Origin of the sequence: Tenacibaculum xiamenense, assembly GCF_964513065.1 — a bacterium.
GTDB lineage: Bacteria > Bacteroidota > Bacteroidia > Flavobacteriales > Flavobacteriaceae > Polaribacter > Polaribacter xiamenense.
Genome location: NZ_CAZEQU010000042.1, coordinates 629974 through 651401, shown reverse-complemented (window position 1 = coordinate 651401; position 21428 = coordinate 629974). Strand labels below are relative to the sequence as shown.

At 29.8% G+C, this 21428-nt stretch carries 22 protein-coding genes and 1 tRNA gene; 6 read left to right on the top strand and 17 right to left on the bottom strand.

Annotated elements, in window-relative coordinates:
* The first annotated feature begins 573 nt into the window (after positions 1-573).
* Positions 574-1842, top strand: a complete 1269-nt coding sequence (locus ACKTTV_RS22575) for a S8 family serine peptidase (protein WP_408033139.1) — start codon at positions 574-576, stop codon at positions 1840-1842.
* A 153-nt stretch (positions 1843-1995) separates the two neighbouring features.
* On the opposite strand, the gene ACKTTV_RS22570 is transcribed toward ACKTTV_RS22575, so the two are convergent.
* From ACKTTV_RS22570 to ACKTTV_RS22490, 17 genes are all read right to left on the bottom strand, one after another.
* Complete coding sequence (locus ACKTTV_RS22570) at positions 1996-2577, bottom strand: porin family protein (protein ID WP_408033138.1); 582 nt, start codon at positions 2575-2577, stop codon at positions 1996-1998.
* Between the two features lie 590 nt (positions 2578-3167).
* Positions 3168-3491 (bottom strand): hypothetical protein, encoded by a 324-nt coding sequence (locus ACKTTV_RS22565; RefSeq protein ID WP_408033137.1) that lies wholly within the window; start codon positions 3489-3491, stop codon positions 3168-3170.
* A gap of 34 nt (positions 3492-3525) precedes the next feature.
* The gene (locus tag ACKTTV_RS22560; protein ID WP_408033136.1) at positions 3526-4455 is read right to left on the bottom strand and encodes an alpha/beta fold hydrolase; all 930 of its coding nucleotides are present in this window, start codon (positions 4453-4455) and stop codon (positions 3526-3528) included.
* A 213-nt stretch (positions 4456-4668) separates the two neighbouring features.
* Positions 4669-5925, bottom strand: coding sequence for an AbiH family protein (locus ACKTTV_RS22555; protein ID WP_408033135.1), 1257 nt, complete (start codon positions 5923-5925; stop codon positions 4669-4671).
* 195 nt (positions 5926-6120) lie between these two features.
* On the bottom strand, positions 6121-6939 hold the full coding sequence (locus ACKTTV_RS22550; protein ID WP_408033134.1) for a hypothetical protein: 819 nt from the start codon (positions 6937-6939) through the stop codon (positions 6121-6123).
* 126 nt (positions 6940-7065) lie between these two features.
* On the bottom strand, positions 7066-7773 hold the full coding sequence (locus ACKTTV_RS22545; protein WP_408033133.1) for a hypothetical protein: 708 nt from the start codon (positions 7771-7773) through the stop codon (positions 7066-7068).
* A gap of 43 nt (positions 7774-7816) precedes the next feature.
* Positions 7817-8197 (bottom strand): hypothetical protein, encoded by a 381-nt coding sequence (locus ACKTTV_RS22540; protein WP_408033132.1) that lies wholly within the window; start codon positions 8195-8197, stop codon positions 7817-7819.
* A 144-nt stretch (positions 8198-8341) separates the two neighbouring features.
* Complete coding sequence (locus ACKTTV_RS22535) at positions 8342-9220, bottom strand: GIY-YIG nuclease family protein (protein ID WP_408033131.1); 879 nt, start codon at positions 9218-9220, stop codon at positions 8342-8344.
* 7 nt (positions 9221-9227) lie between these two features.
* Entirely contained in the window at positions 9228-9968 is a 741-nt protein-coding gene (locus ACKTTV_RS22530; protein ID WP_408033130.1) for a hypothetical protein, read from the bottom strand.
* Between the two features lie 181 nt (positions 9969-10149).
* Positions 10150-11061, bottom strand: a complete 912-nt coding sequence (hchA, locus tag ACKTTV_RS22525) for a glyoxalase III HchA (RefSeq protein WP_408033129.1) — start codon at positions 11059-11061, stop codon at positions 10150-10152.
* Positions 11062-11069: 8 nt separating this feature from the next.
* Complete coding sequence (locus ACKTTV_RS22520) at positions 11070-11699, bottom strand: nitroreductase family protein (protein WP_408033128.1); 630 nt, start codon at positions 11697-11699, stop codon at positions 11070-11072.
* A 70-nt stretch (positions 11700-11769) separates the two neighbouring features.
* Positions 11770-12345, bottom strand: coding sequence for a Crp/Fnr family transcriptional regulator (locus ACKTTV_RS22515; RefSeq protein ID WP_408033127.1), 576 nt, complete (start codon positions 12343-12345; stop codon positions 11770-11772).
* A gap of 78 nt (positions 12346-12423) precedes the next feature.
* Positions 12424-12720: a hypothetical protein gene (locus ACKTTV_RS22510; RefSeq protein ID WP_408033126.1), complete on the bottom strand. Its 297-nt coding sequence runs from the start codon at positions 12718-12720 to the stop codon at positions 12424-12426.
* Positions 12721-12734: 14 nt separating this feature from the next.
* Positions 12735-12962, bottom strand: a complete 228-nt coding sequence (locus tag ACKTTV_RS22505; protein ID WP_408033125.1) for a DUF7660 family protein — start codon at positions 12960-12962, stop codon at positions 12735-12737.
* A gap of 234 nt (positions 12963-13196) precedes the next feature.
* Entirely contained in the window at positions 13197-13415 is a 219-nt protein-coding gene (locus tag ACKTTV_RS22500) for a hypothetical protein (RefSeq protein ID WP_408033124.1), read from the bottom strand.
* A complete protein-coding gene (locus tag ACKTTV_RS22495) occupies positions 13408-13566 on the bottom strand; it encodes a hypothetical protein (RefSeq protein WP_408033123.1) in 159 nt (52 codons plus the stop codon). The genes ACKTTV_RS22500 and ACKTTV_RS22495 overlap by 8 nt, the downstream gene beginning before the upstream one ends.
* A 140-nt stretch (positions 13567-13706) precedes the next feature.
* Positions 13707-13792: transfer RNA gene (locus ACKTTV_RS22490), tRNA-Arg, on the bottom strand.
* A gap of 113 nt (positions 13793-13905) precedes the next feature.
* Here ACKTTV_RS22490 and ACKTTV_RS22485 point away from each other — a divergent pair.
* The 5 genes from ACKTTV_RS22485 to ACKTTV_RS22465 all read left to right on the top strand — a co-directional run bounded on the left by ACKTTV_RS22485 (position 13906) and on the right by ACKTTV_RS22465 (position 21410).
* Positions 13906-15210 carry a tyrosine-type recombinase/integrase gene (locus ACKTTV_RS22485; protein ID WP_408033122.1) on the top strand — a complete coding sequence of 435 codons (1305 nt, stop codon included), beginning with the start codon at positions 13906-13908 and terminating at the stop codon, positions 15208-15210.
* Between the two features lie 77 nt (positions 15211-15287).
* A complete protein-coding gene (locus ACKTTV_RS22480) occupies positions 15288-16367 on the top strand; it encodes a Fic family protein (protein ID WP_408033121.1) in 1080 nt (359 codons plus the stop codon).
* Between the two features lie 54 nt (positions 16368-16421).
* Positions 16422-17756 carry a DNA phosphorothioation system sulfurtransferase DndC gene (gene dndC, locus ACKTTV_RS22475; protein ID WP_408033120.1) on the top strand — a complete coding sequence of 445 codons (1335 nt, stop codon included), beginning with the start codon at positions 16422-16424 and terminating at the stop codon, positions 17754-17756.
* Positions 17756-19867, top strand: a complete 2112-nt coding sequence (gene dndD / locus ACKTTV_RS22470) for a DNA sulfur modification protein DndD (RefSeq protein ID WP_408033119.1) — start codon at positions 17756-17758, stop codon at positions 19865-19867. Before dndC ends, dndD begins: the two co-directional genes overlap by 1 nt.
* Positions 19857-21410, top strand: coding sequence for a DndE family protein (locus ACKTTV_RS22465; protein ID WP_408033118.1), 1554 nt, complete (start codon positions 19857-19859; stop codon positions 21408-21410). Before dndD ends, ACKTTV_RS22465 begins: the two co-directional genes overlap by 11 nt.
* The last annotated feature ends 18 nt before the right edge of the window (positions 21411-21428 follow it).

The following is a 21428-nucleotide window of genomic DNA, read 5'->3' as shown; positions in this document are numbered from 1 at the left end:
ATGAACTACCCCGATGCAAGCATACGGGGTATCCGTCGGATTCATAATTTATATTTCAAGGCAAGCCTCGAGGAATTAACCCCATGGCTATCGCCCTGCGATTAAAATAAAATTTTACGTTTGTAACGTTCTTCCCATTACGAATTTTATCAAAAAGTTTAAAATCACTTGTTTTAGATATTATTAAATTATTTAGTTAATTTATTAAATAAATAATTTTTTAAAAGTATATTTTTAACAAATACAACAATAAAGCATGTTTTTTAAACATTTCAATAGGTCAATAAAAAAACATAAAAAAGTTAAAGAAAAGTTAATTTTAGTTAAAAAAAACTACCAAAAATGTCCCCATTTTACCCTGATTTTTCTTACACCTCATGGAAAGAGAATTTTCTACACGAGCAAGGATATTCTCTTTACTTTCGGTATAGCAACACAGTTGCTTAAACATTAAAAAAGTTAAAAAAAACACAACCTACAACACTACAAAACAAATAGTTATACGTTTTTACAGTATTTTTTTATGTTCCGATTATTTCTAATATTTGCTCCAAATTAAAAACCCTTCTAACAATGAAAAATGTAACTAAATTCATTTTTTGCGCTTCATTGATGGCGCTAGTTATGACTTCATGTCAAAACGAGAATTCTTCACAAGACAACTTACAATCTGATGTTACTACGGCAATTGATGACAAAAACATCATTCCTGGTCAGTATATTGTTGTTTTCAAAGAATCGAAAATCGCTTCAGCTTCTAAACAATTAGGTAAAACTATGTTTACGGATAGAAAGTCAAAAGCGGCTTCTGTTGATAGAATTACTGAAACTTCTATCAAAAAAATTAATTCTGTTCTTGCCGACAATAATGTTGACAGATCAAAAGTATTAAATTATTATACTACTAAAATCTCAGGAATGGCTATCAAATTAACCGATGCGGAATTTGACAAAATAGCTAGAGATGAAAATGTAGAATCTATCGAATTTGATAGAAGAGTTGAACTTCCAAAGTTTGAAGTTGAAAATGTTACTACGTTAAACGATGCGCAAAGAGCTCCTCAAACGACTCCTTGTGGAATTAACAATGCAGGAGGTTTCGCAAATGGATCTTCTAAAAACACTTGGGTTTGGGTTATCGATAGTGGAATCGATTTAGATCACCCTGATTTAAATGTTGTAACGAGCTCTACTTATGCTAAATCTTTTGTTGGTGGTTCAGCAAATGACTGTAACGGACACGGAACACACGTAGCAGGTACTGCTGCCGCTAAAAACAACAGTGTTGGTGTAGTTGGTGTTTCTGCAGGTGCATCTGTAGTTCCTGTAAGAGTTTTTGGATGTAGCGGTGGAAGTAGTACTTCTACTATTCTTGCTGGTATTAACCATGTTGGTAGATACGACATTGCTGGAGATGTAGCCAACTTAAGTTTAGGTGGATATCATGGTTCTGGATGTTCTAGTAGTTCTTCATACAGAAGCGCGTTAAACGCTTTATCTAACGGAGGAACATACGTTTCTATTGCTGCAGGAAATTCAAGTGCAAATGCAGCTTTATACGATCCTGCATGTATTAATGGAAGTAGAATTTATACAGTTGCTTCAATGACTTGTGGTCGTAGTTTTTCTTCATTCTCTAACTACAACATGAATCCTGTTGACTTTATCGCTACTGGTAGTAGCGTTTATAGTACTTACTTAAATGGTGGTTATGCTACATTAAGCGGTACTTCTATGGCAGCTCCACACGTTGCTGGTATTATGCATGCTAGAGGAAGCGGACCAAGATCGTCAGGTTCTGTATTCAATAGAGGTGAAAGCTACCCTATTGCGGTAAGATAAGACGATTCTAATCTTGATGAAATACAAAGCCACTCGTATTTGCGAGTGGCTTTTATATTTATATTAGGTAATAACGTCCATGAACTTACCTCTATGTAAATAGTAAAAAAACGTCCAAATTGGACACTTTTTTATTATATGTAACGTAATTTTTTAGAACTTATATACAATTCCAAAGTTTACATCAGTTAGGTTTAAATTAAAACCAAAAGTGTTTACAGCCTCCGCTCCATCGAAGTCAAATTTCGAAGATGTGTATGATAACGCCGCAATAGATGCACGTAATGCTACATGATCAGAAACGAAATAGTGAACACCTGGAGTTAAATTAACACCAAAAGTATTGTTTTTAGGAGCGTTATCTCCTTCTCCATATTTACTTCTTAAGTAAGCAACACCTAAACCTGTTGTAAATGAGAATTTATTTGATGGAGTGAAGAAATAAACAGCTCCAACTCCCACTCCTGCAGTAGATATATCAGTTGACGTTCCAGCTACCTCAGTAGTTGCTGAACCAAAAGTTACTTGCGCTTCTAACGCGATATTTTCGCTAACAAAATATCCCGCACCTGGAGAAAATGTATAGGTATCAGAACTTGCCTGTCCTTGAGAAGTAGTTGTAAATCCTAAAGATCCAGTTGCATAAAAATCTCCTTTTTCAAATCCTCCATCTTGAGCTTGGGCACCAAAAATCCCTAATACTGCGATAGCAGCAATACTTAATATTTTTTTCATAATATTTGTTTAACTTATTTTATAAAAATTTATGCTAAGTCTTCTTTGAGAAAATCAAAATTGCGCAATTTGTTTTGTCACATAGCAGCGCAAATGTAGTACTTTTTTTTAATTTAACAATTTATTATGAAGTTTAATAAACAACTTGTTCTTAATCTCTTCCTTGTTTAAACACATAAAAAGAAACTGGTATTCTATGATACTTTTGTTATATCAGTTATCAAACTATTCAAAGAAGCTCAGAAAGATTGCGGAGTAATTGGTGTTTCAAAACACTTTATATAAGCTAATTATTCTTTCTTAACAGAATAAAACCTATTAAGATTAATATTAAACTGAAAATCATATTCTCCCAAGACTGATCAACATAGCCTCCCCAACCTAAAAAATCACTTCTTCTATAGAATAAGATCAGCAGACCTATCAAGATTAATATAATACCAATGAGTTTCTTCTTCCTCATAATTAGCTCAGATATTAACTACTTTCATATTTATTAGTTATAAGTAATACAAGTAAAATGAGCATCCAAATTGGACGTTTAAGTTTAAGGATAAGCTTAATTTATGGCTTTAAAACAATTAATGGTATTAATACCCCTTTATATTTCTTACATCAAGCTTAACACCACTCACAACTCTATTTTCCTTGATTACTTCAATTGCATCTTCACTCTCAGCTGCAATATCTAAAAACTCCTGAGTAAATGGATTATTATGAAGTTCTGGCCAACATCCTGAATCTTTTATCACCCAGTAGGCTTTAAGTCCCATTCCTTTCTTTTCGTTAAGCAAATCCATGCTCATCTTCAAACTTGCTCCAGCTCCCTTTAAATCAGAAATAAATGTTTTTATCTCTTCTTCATTTTTCAATTCTCGTTTCGAGATTTCATTTATTCTTTCTTTGTTTTTCATCCTAGTAGTTTGTTGTGTAACTTTTTTAATTCTCTTATTTACTCAAAATCCTATAAAGAATTTTATAAAACTCCACTGGTTGTTCATACATTGGGAAATGTCCACATTCGTTTATCCAATGAAGGTTCGCTTTTTGTATATCCTGTTTTAACTCATACGAGAAAAAACCTACAACATCTTGTCTTCCAGTTATGACATCTATTTTCCCTTTATAGTTATTTAGAGATTTTGAAACATCATAATTTTTAAATATATCCTTTATCAAAATCCTAGTTGTTTTATTGTTATTTGGTGTATTAATTTTTCGAAATATACTATCTGGAACTGGATTCGCAAATATATACGCTCGTCTAGCCAATTTCTTTGATTCAATAATTTCTAATGAGTCTGCCTCATTCTTTTTAATCAATTCATACAAACTCTTTAAACGCTGCTCTTCGGTATAACTTCTGGTATGTTGACGATTTTTAAATAATATATTAAACCCATTCTTTGTATCTTTATGGGGTCCTGGAGCAATTAAAACCAAATGCTCTACACTTTCAGGAAATTCAGAAGCGAAATTCATAGCTAACATTCCTCCCCAAGAATGCCCCAGTATTATAGCTTTCTTGTTTTTTAAACTTTCCATTAATATTTTTATATCTTTCGTAACTTTTTTAAGATTTATAGTAGTAGCGTCTAATGGTATAGGTATTGATTTTCCTGTACCTCTTTGTTCAAGTAAAATACTATTAAATTTTGTGCTTATAGTTTCTGCAAGACCTTCTAATTGATGATAAGAATTACCAGGACCTCCAGTCAAAATAATGACCATAGGTTGCTTTTTAGAACCATATTGGTAATAATGAAGATATCCATTTTCATATTTTATGGAATCAGCTATTTGGGCATTACAAAATAAAGAAGTCATTAGTAAATAAGCTATAAATAGTATAGATGATACGATGTTTTTTAAATTCATTGACTATTTTTTGTTGGTTGAGAGCAAGATAAAATATTTAAATTAAGTAAAAACCCCGTATTCTAAAATACTCTGGTTATGGAAGCGATCAAACTACTCAAAGAAGCGTAAAAAAATGATTAGTGATCGATATTTCCAAACTAGTTGGGAATAAAAAAATACCTCGTATTGAGGTACTTGTAGTAAATGTTTAATTTCTCTCTTATCATATCTTTAAACATTAGACCTTCCGAACTTCATATAATATTCAGAGTCCTTAAATAGTTCCTTAAACTCCTTAGAATCTATTTGTACAAATTGTAAAACATTTATTTGACTTAATCGAACAATTTCTTCCTGACCTCTAATATTAATTAAATTAGTATAGAGAGTGCCTCTAGAACTATCACTATGGTAAAACACATAAATCTTTGTTTCATTCGAATTTTCTTCATTAAGAGCGAATTTAAAAACCTCGTCGATATAATATTTATCAGAAAAATCTAAAGAATGTCCAAACCAGAAAAACTCGAATTCTCTATTTTGGTATTCAGAAAACTCAGTTAAAAACTCAATATCACATCTATTATATAACTTCTGAAAATATTTTGTGAACGGTATTATTGAAGTTTTATTTATTTCAACATCTGGCACCTCATTAATCCCTAAAACGACATTACTTTCACCTTCTAAAGGAATTTTACCATGTAAGAACCTTGTTTTTCCCTTCCCTTCAGCATCTTTTTTTGTTCGATAAAAGTGTTGAAAAGTAGGTGTGTAATTAAACGTAAAGTGACGATCCACTCCATAAAAAACATCACTCTCGCCCTGTGTCTTTACCGACTCCAATAAAGGATAAACTATATTTTGAAAATATAACTTAAATATTAACTTAAACTTACCCAATTCATCCAAAAGAAATTCGGAAATCTTATCAAAATCAACATCTATATAATAATGGTGTTTTTTCACTAAATACTCTTCGTTCAACGTAAACTCATGATTCCAATTCTCCTCAATCAATCTAAAATCCTTAAGAAGCTCAGTTAAAACAATTTTATTACCAAAATCCTTAAATTCAATTCTTGTTACACTGTCAGCTCTCATTTCACAAGAATATGAAGACTTATCAAATAAATTCTTTTTATACAACTCATAAATTAGTGTCAAGGATTGATCAAGAACATGTTCTATTTTTTTTTCAAAATCTATCCAAGTTTCTATTTCCAGCTCTTTCCGAAAATATGAAAACCAAACATTCTGTTCCAATAAGTCTTTCAATTCGGTGATTTTCGGTTTATCAAAATCAAAAACTTGATATTTTTCTTTCAACCCTCTGCTGTATTGAGAACTCTTACTATAAATGGCTTCAAAATCAAGTAATTCAACTTTATTGTCAACTACATGTGATAAAATTTCTATCATGTCGTTATATGAAGTAGGGAGATTATGATATAAATCAAATCCATTACCAGTAATTAATATTTTCATCTTTTTCTTATTAGTAGTTAGTGTAGCAAGTATAGCGAAAACGAAGGGGAATTCAAAGGGATAAACTATACGAAAAAACATAAAAAGACACCTTGTGTAAGGTGTTATGTATTTTGTTAATATTTACAAATTATTGGGATTATTTAATGAAACCGCGAATTACTTTTCATAGGATGCATTGTTATAAGCGGTTTTTTATATTTCAATTTCAAATGATTCTTTTAAAAGTTTTAGAAAGACTTGAATCCTTGTTGCTACCCAGTATTTTTTGTTTTTCATTGTACTCTCAATAAAAATACCTATTAGTTTTTTGTCAACATTATTTTGGTCTAAAGGTATTTTTTGCATTTTAGTGTACCATAATCCAGAACCACTCATTCCTTGTAGATTAGGTCCGGTTTCTTTACTACCTGTTAAAATATTAATAACTTTCTTTTGTTCGTAAATAATCAAAATATTAATAGATCTATCATATTCATATTTATTATAGATGTCTTCATCTTCACCTTCTACAGATGTAGTGTTAAATTGAAAAAGTTCTCTTTCTAATTTGCCTTTATATTTATTGTATCTATTTCTAGATTCAGGAAATCCTACAAGAGAATAGCCGGGGTATGTAGTGTCGTTATGAGAATCGTCTAAATATGTTTTTTCTAAAAAATCGTATGATTTTGAAATCTCTGTAATTGATAATTCGTCTAATTTTAATATGACAACATCAATTCTATCATCTTCTCTCTCTCCTTCAACTTTATTTATGACCCATTCTCCTCCAGGATTTATAAACCTTCCTTCATTATTTATGATTATAAAGATTTCTGAAATATTATTTTCAGCCACGTGACCAGCAGTAAAAATGAAATGATGTTCATTAATTTTCACAAATACTCCAGTAGCAAAACCTGAAGGCTTATCTGTATTTTTAACAAATAAGCAGGTGTGTTTTTCTACTATTTTATTAGTAATCGCTTGAAGTTTATCTCTATGGATAGTAGCTTTTTCTTCTTTGGTCATTCTAATTGCTTATAATGGACTAGTGTAAGAATAGTAGCGGATTTTGGAACACTAACTTTTTCCCTTAAACACGGACCTTCTTTATTATTATCTTGTTTCGTTTTAGCGAATAAATCGCTATTATTTTTATATGTTGTTAACTAACATTGCCACTACTTTTTCTAATCGAATTATTTCTTCATAACTGAAAGGATTTGTTGATTTCACAAAAATATTGTCATTAAAATACTCTAAAGAATAGTTTTTTGTAGGTAGAAGACCAACAGCCTTAGTTACAAAAACTTTATTATCAGTTCTTTTTAATTCTTTTAGAAAGTTATTGCTGAAAATATAATGACCGTCGATATCTTTATGTTTAATCCAGTAAAAAAATTGATTTTCGTGAAACTCTTCAACATAATTAATGTCATCTTGGATATTGACTATTGATATTTTATGTTTCTGATTATTTATAAAGGTATATGGAAAAGAAGAATGTGAAAATTGTTTGAACATTTCAGAATTGACAATAATATTCTTTTCTTCTTCTGTAAACATATACTCCGAATAGTTTTTTCCAAAATAATTTAAAACCTCACTCATAACCTTCCATTTTGAAGATGAATTATTTTTATTTTCAAGGTATCGCTTTTTAGCTATATCAATATTCCAAGTTCCAGATTCAGCTTCTTCTAGAGTTAAAGCCGTCTGCTCAATATCATCGTATATCAGTTCATCTTTAAGACTTTTTTCAATTTCGCTTTTCTCTATCCTTTCTTGTTTATTGATTTTAGATAACATGTATCCAAAAACCAATACTATAGCTATAGCAATAAATATAAATTCGATAGTCATAAATGTTAGTTAACGTTTTGGCTAAGCTGCGTTTTAATGCCATTTAAAAAGTGTTATCTATTTTCTTCTTAATTTCAATTGATAAACCTGAACGGTAAAAATTTCTTAATTCATTTATCGTACTAGCGAGCTCTGATTTCATATCTGGGTTAATCTCTACCAATTCGTTACTAACATTGAAATCATGCAATCCTAACAGAATCATTTTCTCCTCTTTAGATTTTAGATTTATAATTTCTTGATTTAAGTAAATTCTTCCTGGGAGCATTTCAGAATCTGGGTTATCTAGAAAAGTATGTTGGGTAAATAATAAATTGAATTTAGAGTTTTTGGTTGTCTCACATTCAAAGTAAAGACTCCCGCCATCACCTGCAGCCGCAAAGTTTGTGATTAAAATTCCAGATTGTAATTCTTCGATATTCATTTTTTACATTGTAGATAACGTGTTTGTATAAGATTAGTTGCGTTGGTTAAGCACCTAATTTAGCAAATACAAACAAAATAGAAAATCCGCGAGGATTTTCGTAAGTAGGCTTGCACTAGCAATTAATTTTATACGGTGTTGGGCTTAGTTTTTAATTAAATTCTCTTCTAAAGATTTTAGTGTTTTACCCTTTGAGTTTTTCCAGCTTTGCGGGCCACTTCTTGAAGTTCCAGCTACTAATGCTGCTGCATAGGAAGGTGAACTAAGTACGATTTCTTTAGTGAGAATTAGTTTATTATTGCGTTCTATAAGAACTCCATCTAAAATTAACTTGTCCCTAAGTAACTTTATTTTACCGGGAATACTAGTTGTTGTTCTAGTAGAAATTTCTGATTCTCGAATTAATACAAAACCATCATCACTTACTTTTCCTTTAGAAGACAATCCATTAACATTAAATAATAAAACTTCACTGACTGAAGAGTCTAAGGTCTTCTCGTCTTTAGAAATATCTTCTGTGATTAGTGGGTCTAAGAATTTATGACCTAATGTTCCTAACACTATTTTCGCGTTATGTATGAATTCCTCCATTGCGTCTTTATCAGCTCTTGGTAAAGTTGATTTAGTTGGCTTGTTACCATTTTCAATAGAATACAAATCAGCAATACTAGTTAGTTCTGAAAGTCTTGATTCTAAAAATTTCACATGTGATTTTGTTAAATTTTCATCTTTGCTTGAGAAAATAATAACCTCACTCCAAAAATCTTTATTACGGTCATGTTCAGAAAGCCGTCTATATACATTTTCAGATTCTCCTATATAAACAGAATTTCTTCCGTCTGTAGAATGTTTTTCTAATAAAAAATAAACACCAGGACACTGAGCTTCATTCCAATTCTTTAATTCTGATAGTCTTCTTCTTGGACAAGCAATTGCTTGCCCTGACCAGTTGGCAATTTCTACATGTCTTAATCCACTTGGTGAACCATCTGATAAATATATTTTAATACTTTTTCCAAACATATGTTCTTTATTGTCCGTTGCACAATGTCATTCTTGTCATTATATGAATTCCATTAAAATATTCTGCAACTTTTATTAATGATTCCGTTAATTCTGTTAATAGTTCGTCTTGTTTTTTATAAGCTTTAACAATGTTATCGTTTTGGTCTTTTATGCCAAAAACAACTGTTGTTCCAGTCTTTTTAGTTTGAGTTTTTTTTTCAGAGTTTAGTAATTCGAACAAATTATCAACATCGATTTCTTTCATAGTAAACTTCTCTAAATCTAAAGCCTCATTTTCGGTTACTGGATATCTAAAAAAAGAACTTTTTCTATCATAATTGGAAATTATGGGTATTGCTTTCGTTATTTCAGAATATTCACTCCAATCTCCCTTTGGTGCTAATTGTTTAATTTTATCTAAGTTTTTTAAAAGTAATTCATCTTTCCAATATTTATATAATTCATCTATCCAATGACAACTGTAAAGCGGTCTCCACTTTCCTTGACTGAATATTTTTGGACTTATACTATCAAAAGGTTCTTTGTCATAAGGGATTTCTAATTTTTTATGAAAGATAATTATTAATGATTTTAATGCTAATTCTATGGCATGTCTATATAAAAAACTAATCGGCATTTCGACTAATTGAAATGCTTGAATGTTTTTTTTCTCAGAATTCAATAATAGAGCAGAGTTATAATAGGTTTCAGAAGTTATTCCAAATCCAAAATCTAAATGCTCATTTGGGGGAAGAAATTGATACATTATTTTAGTGTTAATTTAATGAATTCAGTTTTTTTGAATTAAGCCCAACGGTTTTGTGTATGAGTAGTAGCGAAAAATAAAACACTACTTTTCAGTAAGTAATTTACAAAATAAAAAAGAATAGCGATTTGAATTATAACTCAAATCGCTATTACTTATACACGTTGTTGGCGGTAGTTTTTTATTTGTTCATCTCTTTAAGTAGTTCAGTTGCGGCTAACTTTCCAAAAGCATTTGCAGCTAAAGGACTAGCTCCTGTAATTAATTTTCGGTCTTTATGAACTGTATTATCAGCTTTTTCGTTGATTATTGTAACTCCCAAGTTGTTTAACTTTTCTCCATACTTGTATGGCATATGGCCAGGTGTATAACCAATCATTGGTCCTTGCTCATCCACAGCATCTGGAAATGAAGCAATTTTATAACCTTTATAGACATAATCATCTTTATTGCTGTCTAAGCCGGCTGCTAATAATGCTGCTGGACCATGACAAATAGCAAGTGTAAACATATCATTATTGTGTGACCATTTTATTAGTTTATTCACATCTTTGTTTTCTGGTAATCCAAGCATTGCTCCATGACCTCCAGGAATAAAAATAGCAGCATAATCTGAGCTTCCATTCATATTGTTAGCAACAAAATCAGATAAGTTTCCGGGATTTTCAAATTTCTTTTTGAATTCAGTATATATTGTTTTTACATATTCATCGTCTTGTGGCATTGCCCATTGCTCAATAACAACTGGTTTTCCATTAGGTGTTACAACATCTACTTCAAAACCAGCATTTCTTAAATGTAGCACAGGTAAAAGTATTTCGACAGGATGATTTCCCGTTGAGAACTTTTTACCATTAGCCATGGTCATATTTTTCTGCTCTGTGCAAATCATTAACACTTTTTTATTTCCTGAATACTTATTTTCATAAACAGTATTATCAAAATCTGTAGTTGGAGATGTTGCTAATTTTAATGCTAATGGTGATGGAATATAAGATCCGCCTTCAGTTTCTGTTGGTCTCGATGTAAAGTACAAGGCAATAAAAGCTAGTAAGATGATACTTACTATTGTTAATATTATTTTTTTCTTCATGGTTTGATTTATATAAATGTTACTAATTTATCCATAGGTTTTCTAACCTTTACAAGGTTGACTAACCAATCTTTATCTGCGTCTTTATAACCTATTGGTAATAGAAGTGTACTTCGTAATCCTTTTTCTCTTAATCCAAGAATTTTATCTAATGCATTTGGATCAAAACCTTCCATTGGTGTACTATCTAAACCTTCGTAAGCAGCTTGAGTAATGGCAGCCATAAATGCAATGTAGGTTTGTCTTGCTGCATGTTCAAAGTTTGTTTCTGCATCACGCTTTGGGTAACCATCTAATAACATTTGACGATAGTTTTCCCAACCTTCGTTTTTAAAACCTCTTATTTCGTTTGTTAAATCGAACATATAATTAATACGATCTACCGTATAATTATCCCAAGCTGCAAATACCAATAAATGTGAGCAATCTGTAACTTGTGATTGATTCCAAGCAATTTCTTTGATACTAGATTTAGTATCACTATTTGTAATTACGAAAACTTCAAAAGGTTGTAATCCACTAGATGTTGGAGCTAATCTAATTGCTTCTAAAATGTTGTCTATTTTTTCTTGAGGAACTACTTCGGCATTCATAGCTTTAGTAGCGTATCGTTCATTTAATTTGTCTAAAAAACTCATTGTCTTATTTTTAATTATCGCCCAAAATTAGATGATAATTAAAACGTAAATATGAACCTATGGTAATAAATTAGTTTTTGATTCTTTCTTTTCTGATTCTACTTAGACTCTGAGGAGTAATGCCTAGATATGAGGCAATTTGATAATTAGGTATTATTTTTTCGAATTCAGTATAATCCTCAATAAACTGATTATATTTTTCAGCAGCAGTTAATGCTAATAAGCTTAAAATTCGTTTTTGAAGTGCAGAAATTCGTTTTTCAAAATTCTTTCTCTGAATGATTTCAAATTGAGGAAATTCTTGATAAAATTTTTCAACTTTAGAATTGTCGATTATTAAAACCTTAGAATGTGTTAGACTTTCGATGGAGACAACAGATTTGTTATCTGTATAGAGTGTTATGTAATCGCTTATCCACCAGTTTTTAATGGCAAACTGTATGGTGTGCTCTTTTCCGTCTTCCGTTTTGAAAAAAGAACGCAAACAACCACTTACAACAAATACATGCTCTTTTTTAATAGAGTTATCAGTAAGTATTTGTTCTCCTTTTACTAAGTTTTTTTCTTTGATTATTTCATTCAGTTTACTTTCTATTTCAGGTGAAATTGAAATCGTATTTTTAAAATAATCTAAAAGTTCATTCATATATTCAAATTACCGCCAACGTTCTGTGTATGGTGCGTATCCCGAAGGGTATGCACTATACATCTTGTTGTGCTTTCGTTATTTTATTTTCGTTTTAATTTTTTCAAAATCCTTATTCAAAAACAATTCGTATAATTCTTTGGCTTCTGTCCAATCTTTAGCTTTGAATTTTGACTCCTCTCCGTCCATAATAATGGAAAGAGTTAAATCCTTATTCGTTTCAATCACATTCTCATCATCGGTAATTACAGAAACCCAAAAAGCTCCATGTTCTTCATCCATTTCTTGAATGTCTTTAATTGCTTTTTCTATATCAGATAAATCAATATCGTCTTTTTGGTATCCAGCAGCGTATTGAATGTAGGATTCTATCATAATTCTTTATTATTCTATTCATAAATGGAAGCGCCCTTTAGAATCGTTTTGAAATTTTCCCAAGTTGGTTTATCTGCGTCAACATTCATTTTCATATTGTCATAAAAGCCTTGAATATCTTCTGTATATACTTCCATAGCTTCTAGAAAATCTTCAAGAGTTCTATTTTTCCAATTCGTTTTGTTCTCTTTTAAGTCTTTTCTAAACTCTTTCAGAAATTCTATAAATTCGATTCTTGTCATTTAGTCATTTTTTAATGAAGCACAACTAGTTATATCTCGACAAATATAATTTTTATTCAAGTTATATCCACTGATAACTGGAACTTTTAGGTCTTGTTATTGGGTTTTAGTATTTCTTACAACAATTATGTAAAAAAACATTTTTTATGTGTTTTAGAATCTACTACGTCATGTATTACTAAAGCACAAAAAAACACCTCAATAGAGGTGTTCTTAATACTATGATACTTTAATTTAAGTTAATCTCAAATCAAGTGGTTCGCTATTATCAAGAAACAATATCTTAGGATAAACAGAGAAGCTTTTTTTCTCCTCATCAATAATCTCTTTCTGTTTCTCAATCTCTTCTTTGATTTTATTATCTAAATCACTAATTAAACTCTCTTTTTTCTTAACCTTGCCAGAAATAAACTCAGAGTTTTTGAACTTGTTTTTGTACCCTTTCTTACTCATTGTATAAGGCATTTTTTAAAAGTTCAACAGATCTATCATGATAAATTTCTTTGCTATCGTCTTTAATCATACCATTCTCTGGTACTTCATCCAGTATAAAATCAAAAAGACTCGACTTCTTCCTAATTTCTATGTAATTCTTTTTAGTCATTATCTTAAATATTTTTGAAATATTGTATTTCAAAAAAACAGAAATACGTACAAACCTCTATAACGTAGATAAAACAAGACTTTATTACCGGTTATTGTGTAAAAACAAAAAAGCCTTACTAAAACTAGTAAGGCTTATTGTGATCGCGACAGGATTCGAACCTGTGACCGTCTGCTTAGAAGGCAGAAGTTTTGACCACACATAAAGCCACACAAAAACACAAACCCTTATAAACAAAGACATTTATGAAAAATAAAATTTTATAAAATCAGATAAAAACAAAAATAACGGGCAAAAAACGGGCAATTTTTTAGTATATTTATACAAACAAAAAGCACTATGGCAACCGTAAAAATTATACTAGATAAAAAGAAAAGTAATCAAAGACAAGATGGTTCATTCCCGATAAAACTTAAAGTCCAAAAAGAAGGAAAGCACCTTCCAATTAATTTAAAAAAATATGCTCTCATAGAACAATGGGATGAGGATAAATTCAATAAAACATTCAAAAACTACAAAAGAGAAAATAACGAACTTAGAAAGAAACTCGTCATTGCTGAAACATTAATCCAAGATTATGAGAATGAAATACATTCTTGGAGCATTAAACAATTACGTGACTTTATTGCTAAGCAAATTTTAGATAATAAATCTGAAACCCGTGATAAAAAAATCAAGGAAAAAGGAGGTACACTTTTAATGACTCCTAAGGGAGTTAAAACCATAAAACTTTTTGAATACGGTAATACTCTGGTGGAACACTATGAAAATTTAAAGCTCTACGGCAGAGCTAAATCTTATAAGCAGGCTCTAAGTGCATTTAAGAAATATACTGACTGTAAAGAAGACATCACTTTTGCTGAAATCACTGGAAAAGTCCTAGAGCAATGGAAAGTAAACATGATGAATAAACCTATGAAAGACACTTCGTACAATGCTTATTTAAGAGGCTTGCGTGCAGTAATCAATCATGGCATTAAAGATCATAAACTTCCAAAAGATGGAAATTATGGATTTCAGTATTTTACGGTGGGTACACCTCAACCAACACAAAAAAGAGCTATTCATTTAGAACAAATCAAAGCGTTATTTGAATATCCTTTAGAAAAAGATACTTCTTTATGGCACTCTCAACAGCAAGCTATTTTTATGTTTAACACCAATGGTATTAATTTTAGAGATTTAGCTTATTTAAGAATGAATCAGATTATTGGAGATTTTGACCGTATAAAATACACTAGAGCCAAAAATCATAAAGATTTCGATATTATCATTGCAGGTAAATCAAAGGAAATATTACAATATTACTCACAAGGAAAGAAGCTAAATTCTAATGAATTGGTCTTCCCTATTCTTCCACAACAAATTTTAGGGTTAGGTAAAAAAGAAGTTACTTTATATGAAAGTCGTCGTGATGTTTTTAACAATAACCTCAAAAAAATTGCCTCACTAGCTGAAATTGATACTAATCTTACAAGCTATGTTCTTAGGCATTCTTTCGCTACAGCTTTAAAACACTCAGGAACAAATATTTCATATATCTCCGAAGCTTTGGGGCATAACTCTTCTAAAACTACACAAGTTTATTTAGATAGCTTTGAAACGGAAGATAATGATAACATTACTAGATCTGTGGCTTTTTAAAAACATTTATTTGACGTTTAAACACATTTTATCTACACTTTAATTACATTTTATCGTACATTTACCCAAAATTTAATATGTCCTTTAATCCAAACTATACAATTACGTTAGAAATAGCTATGGATTTAGCTAAAATAGAGGAAGGTAAAAAACAGTTTGAAACTACCCCTGTAAGTGCTACATTATTAAGTTCTTTAAGAAAATCAGCACGACTTGTTGCTACACATTATTCTACTCAAATTGAAGGAAACCGACTAACAATGGAAGAAGTAACTCAAGTAGTAGATAAAAATATCGGCGGTTTACCAGGGAGAGAAAGAGATGAAAAAGAAGTTAGGAATTATTATTTAGCGTTGGAATACGTAGACACTAATCATACTAAAATCTTAACTGAGAAAATTTTGCAAACTATTCATGGTTTAGTTTTATATGGTAAAAAGAAACCTACTTTATATAGAGATGGTCAAAATGTAATAAAAGACGGTTTTTCAAATGCTATAGTTTATATGCCTCCAGAAGCATCTGATGTTTCTATGATGATGCAGGATTTAATAGTTTGGATTAATGATAAATTACAAGAAGAAAAAATTCCTGTACCAATTATAGCTGCCTTGGCTCATTATCAATTTGCCACAATTCATCCTTATTATGATGGTAATGGACGTACTGCTCGTTTACTTACAAACTATATACTTCATCATGGAGGATATGGATTAAAGGGAATTTACTCCTTGGAAGAATATTATGCTAAACACATTCATGGATATTATGATGCTTTAGCAGTGGAAGATATTCCTAATTATTATATGGGGCGTGAACAAGCCGATTTAACTGATTTCCTCGAATATTTTACAAAAGGAATGGCTATTGCTTTTACCAATATTATAGAGAATTCTAAAAAACAGAATCCTGTTATATCAAATGATAATTCCAAACTATTAAGAGAATTATCTGCTAAACAGCGAATGTCTTTAGGTCTATTTTTGCAACAAAAAGAAATTACTACTAATGATTTAGCGATTCATTTAGGTGTTTCTAAAAGAAGTGCTGCCATTTTGATAAAAAAATGGTTAGGAAGTGATTTTATTATAATTGGTAATCCCTCAAATAAAGCTAGAACATATTTACTTCATCATAAATGGGAAAAATTAATTTAAATCAATCATCACAATTATTGTAATCAAAATTGTAAATTACGAGTTTTAAGATATATGAAGAAAGCTAATTATATAATTGAAGAAATTATAGATCAATATACCATAGAAGACAACAATAAACCTTGGATAATAGGGTTTAGTGGAGGAAAAGACTCTACAGTTATGTTAACATTGGTCTGGCTAGGACTATTAAAAATAAAGAATGAAATTAATGAAAAATTCCTAAAACGTGAAGTTTGGGTCGTTTGTAATGATACTCTAGTTGAAAATCCAATAATCACAAATTATGTCAATGGTATCTTAGAAAAAATTGAAAAGGCAGCGATAAAACACAATTTACCTATTCATGTTAAAAAAACAATTCCTAGATTGGAAGATTCTTTTTGGGTAAATCTTATTGGAAAAGGTTATCCAGCTCCTAATAATGCTTTTCGATGGTGTACTGAAAGATTGAAAATAAAACCAACATCACGTTTTGTAGATGAAATGATAAATAATGACGAGACAAGCCATAAAGAGGCAATCGTATTAGTTGGAACAAGAAAAAGTGAAAGTGCTACAAGGGCTAAATCTATAAAGAAACATGAAATAAAAGGAAAGCGATTAACAAAACATCCCTTGCAAAAAAACATTCTTGTTTACTCTCCTATTAAAGAGTTACATTTAGAGGAAATTTGGTATATTATAAATACTTATAAATCTCCATGGGGTGCTGAAAAAAATCAGTTATTTAAAATATACTCTGATGCGAGTGCAGATGATTATGAATGTCCTACAATGGTATCAAATAAAGAACATAAATCTTGTGGACAAAGTAGATTTGGTTGCTGGACATGTACAGTCGTAAAAAAAGATAAATCTATTTCTGCCCAAATTGAAAACGGTGAGAAATGGTTAATACCATTAAGAGATGTAAGAGATTGGATTCAAGAAGAAAGAAACAAAATAGAGAATAGAGAATCTTTTAGGAGAAATGGTTTACCAGCTCAAAATGATATGGGAGTAGTTAAACTTAAACATCGAGCCAAAATATTAGAAAAAGTGTTCGATGCTCAAAAAAAGATTAATGATATGGGGATAGAAATAGAGCTAATTAATAATCAAGAGTTAATAGCTATTCAAGTTACTTGGTATAGAGATTTATATTTTGATTACAAAGTTTCAGATATTTACAATAAAGTATTTAATAAAAATCTTGATATGAAACAACATAATGAACTTATCAAAAAAGAAGAAGAAATTCTATTATCTGCTTGCGATAATGATAAAAAACAATTTACCTTAATCCAAGATTTACTAAAACTTGAAAAGGCTAAAACAATTATGATGAAACGTAGAGGGCTTATTGAAGATATAGAAAACAGGTATAAACAATTCATTTCAGCGTAATGATTATAAAATCTATAGAGCTAGACAATTTTAGAATCTATAAAGGCAAAAACCTAATAGATTTATCTGTTTCAGATAATGAAAATATAATAATTGTAAGTGGTAAAAATGGTTTTGGAAAAACTACTTTTTTAATGTCTTTAGTTTGGTGCTTATATGGTAGACAAATGAGCGATGTTGATGATATTTACAAAAAAGAAATTGAAAGTAACGGTAACTACAGACAATACATTAAAAGCAGCCTTAATAGGCAAGCAGAATTCGAAGGAAAAACAAAATTTTCTGTATCAATCACATTTTCTAATATAACCACTATACCTGATGTAACTTGTAATGAATTAAAAATTACAAGAACATATTTTACAAAAGGTAATAAAGAAGAAGATTTAGATATACTTATAGATGGTTACGAAAGTGAATTAGTTAAAGATGTTGGTGCAGAACATTTTATTAGGGATTTTATTATGCCAAAAGAAATTGCTAAATTTTTCTTTTTTGATGCTGAAAAAATTGTTTCTTTAGCTGAAATTCATACACCTGAGCAAAGACAAAATTTAAGTAAAGCTTACTCTGAAGTTTTAGGTATTAAACAATATCAAAACTTAAAAGAAGATTTAGAACAATATCTTGATAAACTTAAATCAGAAACAGCCAATGCTAAAGAGAAAGCAGAATTAAAAAGACTTAAAACTGATGTAGAAATAGCTGATGATAGAATTAATGAAGTTCAAGAACAAATCAAAAATTTTGAAGAAGAAGCTTCTGGATTAAAGTATGACATTAATAAGTTACAGGAAAAATTAATAAAACAAGGAAGTGTAATAACTGTAGATCAACTTAACGAGTTAAAGGAAAGAAAAATTACTCTAGAAAAACAAGTCGCTATTTTAAATACTGAATTAAAAAATCATTATGAGATAATTCCATTTGCGATTGCTGGAAATCTGCTTACTGAAGTTTTAGAGCAAGTTATTTTAGAAAGAGATATTATAAGTCAAAAATTTAATGATGATAAGATTGAACAAGTTGCTGATGATATTATTAATGATTTAATAAATACTCCTCACCCTGACAACTTAGTAATAAACTATAAAGTACAGGAGTATTATATTGATAATTTAAAAAAACTTATACACAAACATCTTAGTGGAGATTCAAAAATGAAAACAGACGCTGATAATCAAGAAGAGGTAATACATAATTTATCAGAGACAGAAAAAGCTAAATTGAATCAGTTCATTAATAATATTCGTTTATCATTTAAGGAGACTTTTAACCGAATAAATTCGGATTATGTAAGGTCTAAAAATGAATTAAACGATATCAACAAAAAAATTAAACTTGCTGAAGAAAAATCAGAAAACCCACTTGTAAAAGCTGATAGGGAACGAAAGTTGCAGTTAGAAAAAGATTATGATGATATTTTAAGAAATATAGGTGTTTTACAACAGGATATAACAAGTAACAATGAAACCAAAATTCAATCTAAAAAAGAAATTAAAAGAATTTCTGATAAATTGAAAGTTTCCAAAGGTAAACAACAAATAAGTAATGAAGTGCAAAAGTCTATTAGATACCTTAAAACATTTATAGCTAATTTCAAAATAGAAAAAAAGCATAGTTTATCTAAAAGAATCAAAGAAGGGCTAGATATTTTACTTCATAAAAAAAGCTTTATAAGTGATGTTAATGTAGAAATATTGGGCGATGACATTGAAATAAATTTGATAGATGCTAGAGGGAAAGAAATTAACAAAGATTCCTTGTCTAAGGGAGAACAGCAAATGTATGCAACTGCCCTTTTAAAAGGACTAGTTGATGAATCTAATATTGATTTTCCTGTTTTTATTGATTCTCCAATGCAAAAGTTTGATATCGACCACTCAAACAGTATCGTTAAACATTTTTACCCAAAAGTATCAAATCAAGTTATTATCTTTCCTTTGTTAAAAAAAGAAATGACACAAGATGAATTCAATATTCTTCTACCTAGTATAAGTAAGACTTTCTTAATAAAAAACACTGATAACGAACAATCTAAATTTGAACAAATAGAAAGAAAAGAAGAATTATTTGAAATTTTCGAAAAAGATTATCAAGATGCAATTTAATATTAGTACATCCCCAGAAAATGAACCTTTAGTAAAACGTCTTACTCAAAGAATAGGATTAGGAACAGAGAATCATATCTCCAGAATTGCTTTAGCTTATTCTTTAAGCAAAGGTTATAATTTAGATTTAGAGAAGGATTTACAAGCTTTTGGAGGTAAAGAATATAAAGACCATACCTTATTTGGTAGTTACAGAGATTATTATGTAGCTTTAATTTGCCAACGTTATCAAATTCATAAAGATGACACAAACATTAGAAAGTATCTCAAAATGCATATCGATCAAGGTTTAGAACTAATTAATAGATTTTTTGAAGACAATCAAAATTTTTCGGGTATAGAATTTCTATTAGATAATATTGAAATAGGCATTGACTCTATGAACGATGGGGAAAATTCATTTGAATTTATAAAGAATAATAATTCTACATTAAACGAAAAAGAATACTACTTAAAACCTGTAAAAATTTTAGTAGGGGAAACTAAAAATAAGAAAAAGATTTATTTCACCCCTAATAACACCAATATTTATGGTAACTGCCATATCGCCGTTGCAGGAAATTCTGGAACTGGAAAATCTTATTTTTCTCGTAAAATTTTAGAACGAATAGTTGAAGAAACAAAAGGAAAAGTAAACTTTTTATATCTTGATTTCAAAGGTTTAAATGAAAGTGACAAATCCAATTCAGATTTTAAAAGTTTTTTCAATACAACTAATGCTGAATTAATAGATACTCCTCAAGATTCTTTTCCAGTTAACCCTTTATCCTTCATAGATAATATTAATGAAAAAAACAAAATTGTTGGTATAGGTAGATTTGTAGATATAATCACAAAATATGCTAACTTAGGTAATGTTCAAAAACAACATTTAAAAGATGCCACAATTAATGCTTTTGAAGAAAGAAAAGACGGGTCATATCCTACTTTAAAAGATGTTTTGGAAAATGTTTATGAACTAGCTGGAGATAAACCTACATCGTTAACACAAATTTTAATTGGTTTAACTGAAATTGAACTTTTCGACAATCAAAAATACGGTGATTTCATAAACTCTAATTATTATCTAAGTCTTTCAGGTGACTTAAGCAAAGAAGTACGTTTTACCGCCACCTTCCTTGTTATCTATTATCTATATAATACTTTTATGAATATGGATAAAACACCTATAGAAGATGACTATAGTGGTTTACGCTATGTTTTACTAATTGATGAAGCTCATAATGTATTTAAAGAGAAAAAATCTCAAGAAATATTAGAAAAATTACTCAGAGAAATACGATCTCAAGGAGTTGCAGTAATGTTAGTATCACAAGGTATCGAAGAATTTAATCAACCTACGTTTGACTTTTCTTCTATGTGTCAATCTGCTTTTTTAATGTCAATAAAAGATGGAAATAATTGGAAAGCAATTAGTAAATTTTTAGGTGCTGGTGAAAAGCAGCGAACAAAAATCAACCGCTCTATGGAAGCAATAAATCCAAGGCAAGCGATTACAAATATTAAAGAATTTGAATTTGGAGAAATATTTAACACTAAATAAAATATGGATTTTTTGAAA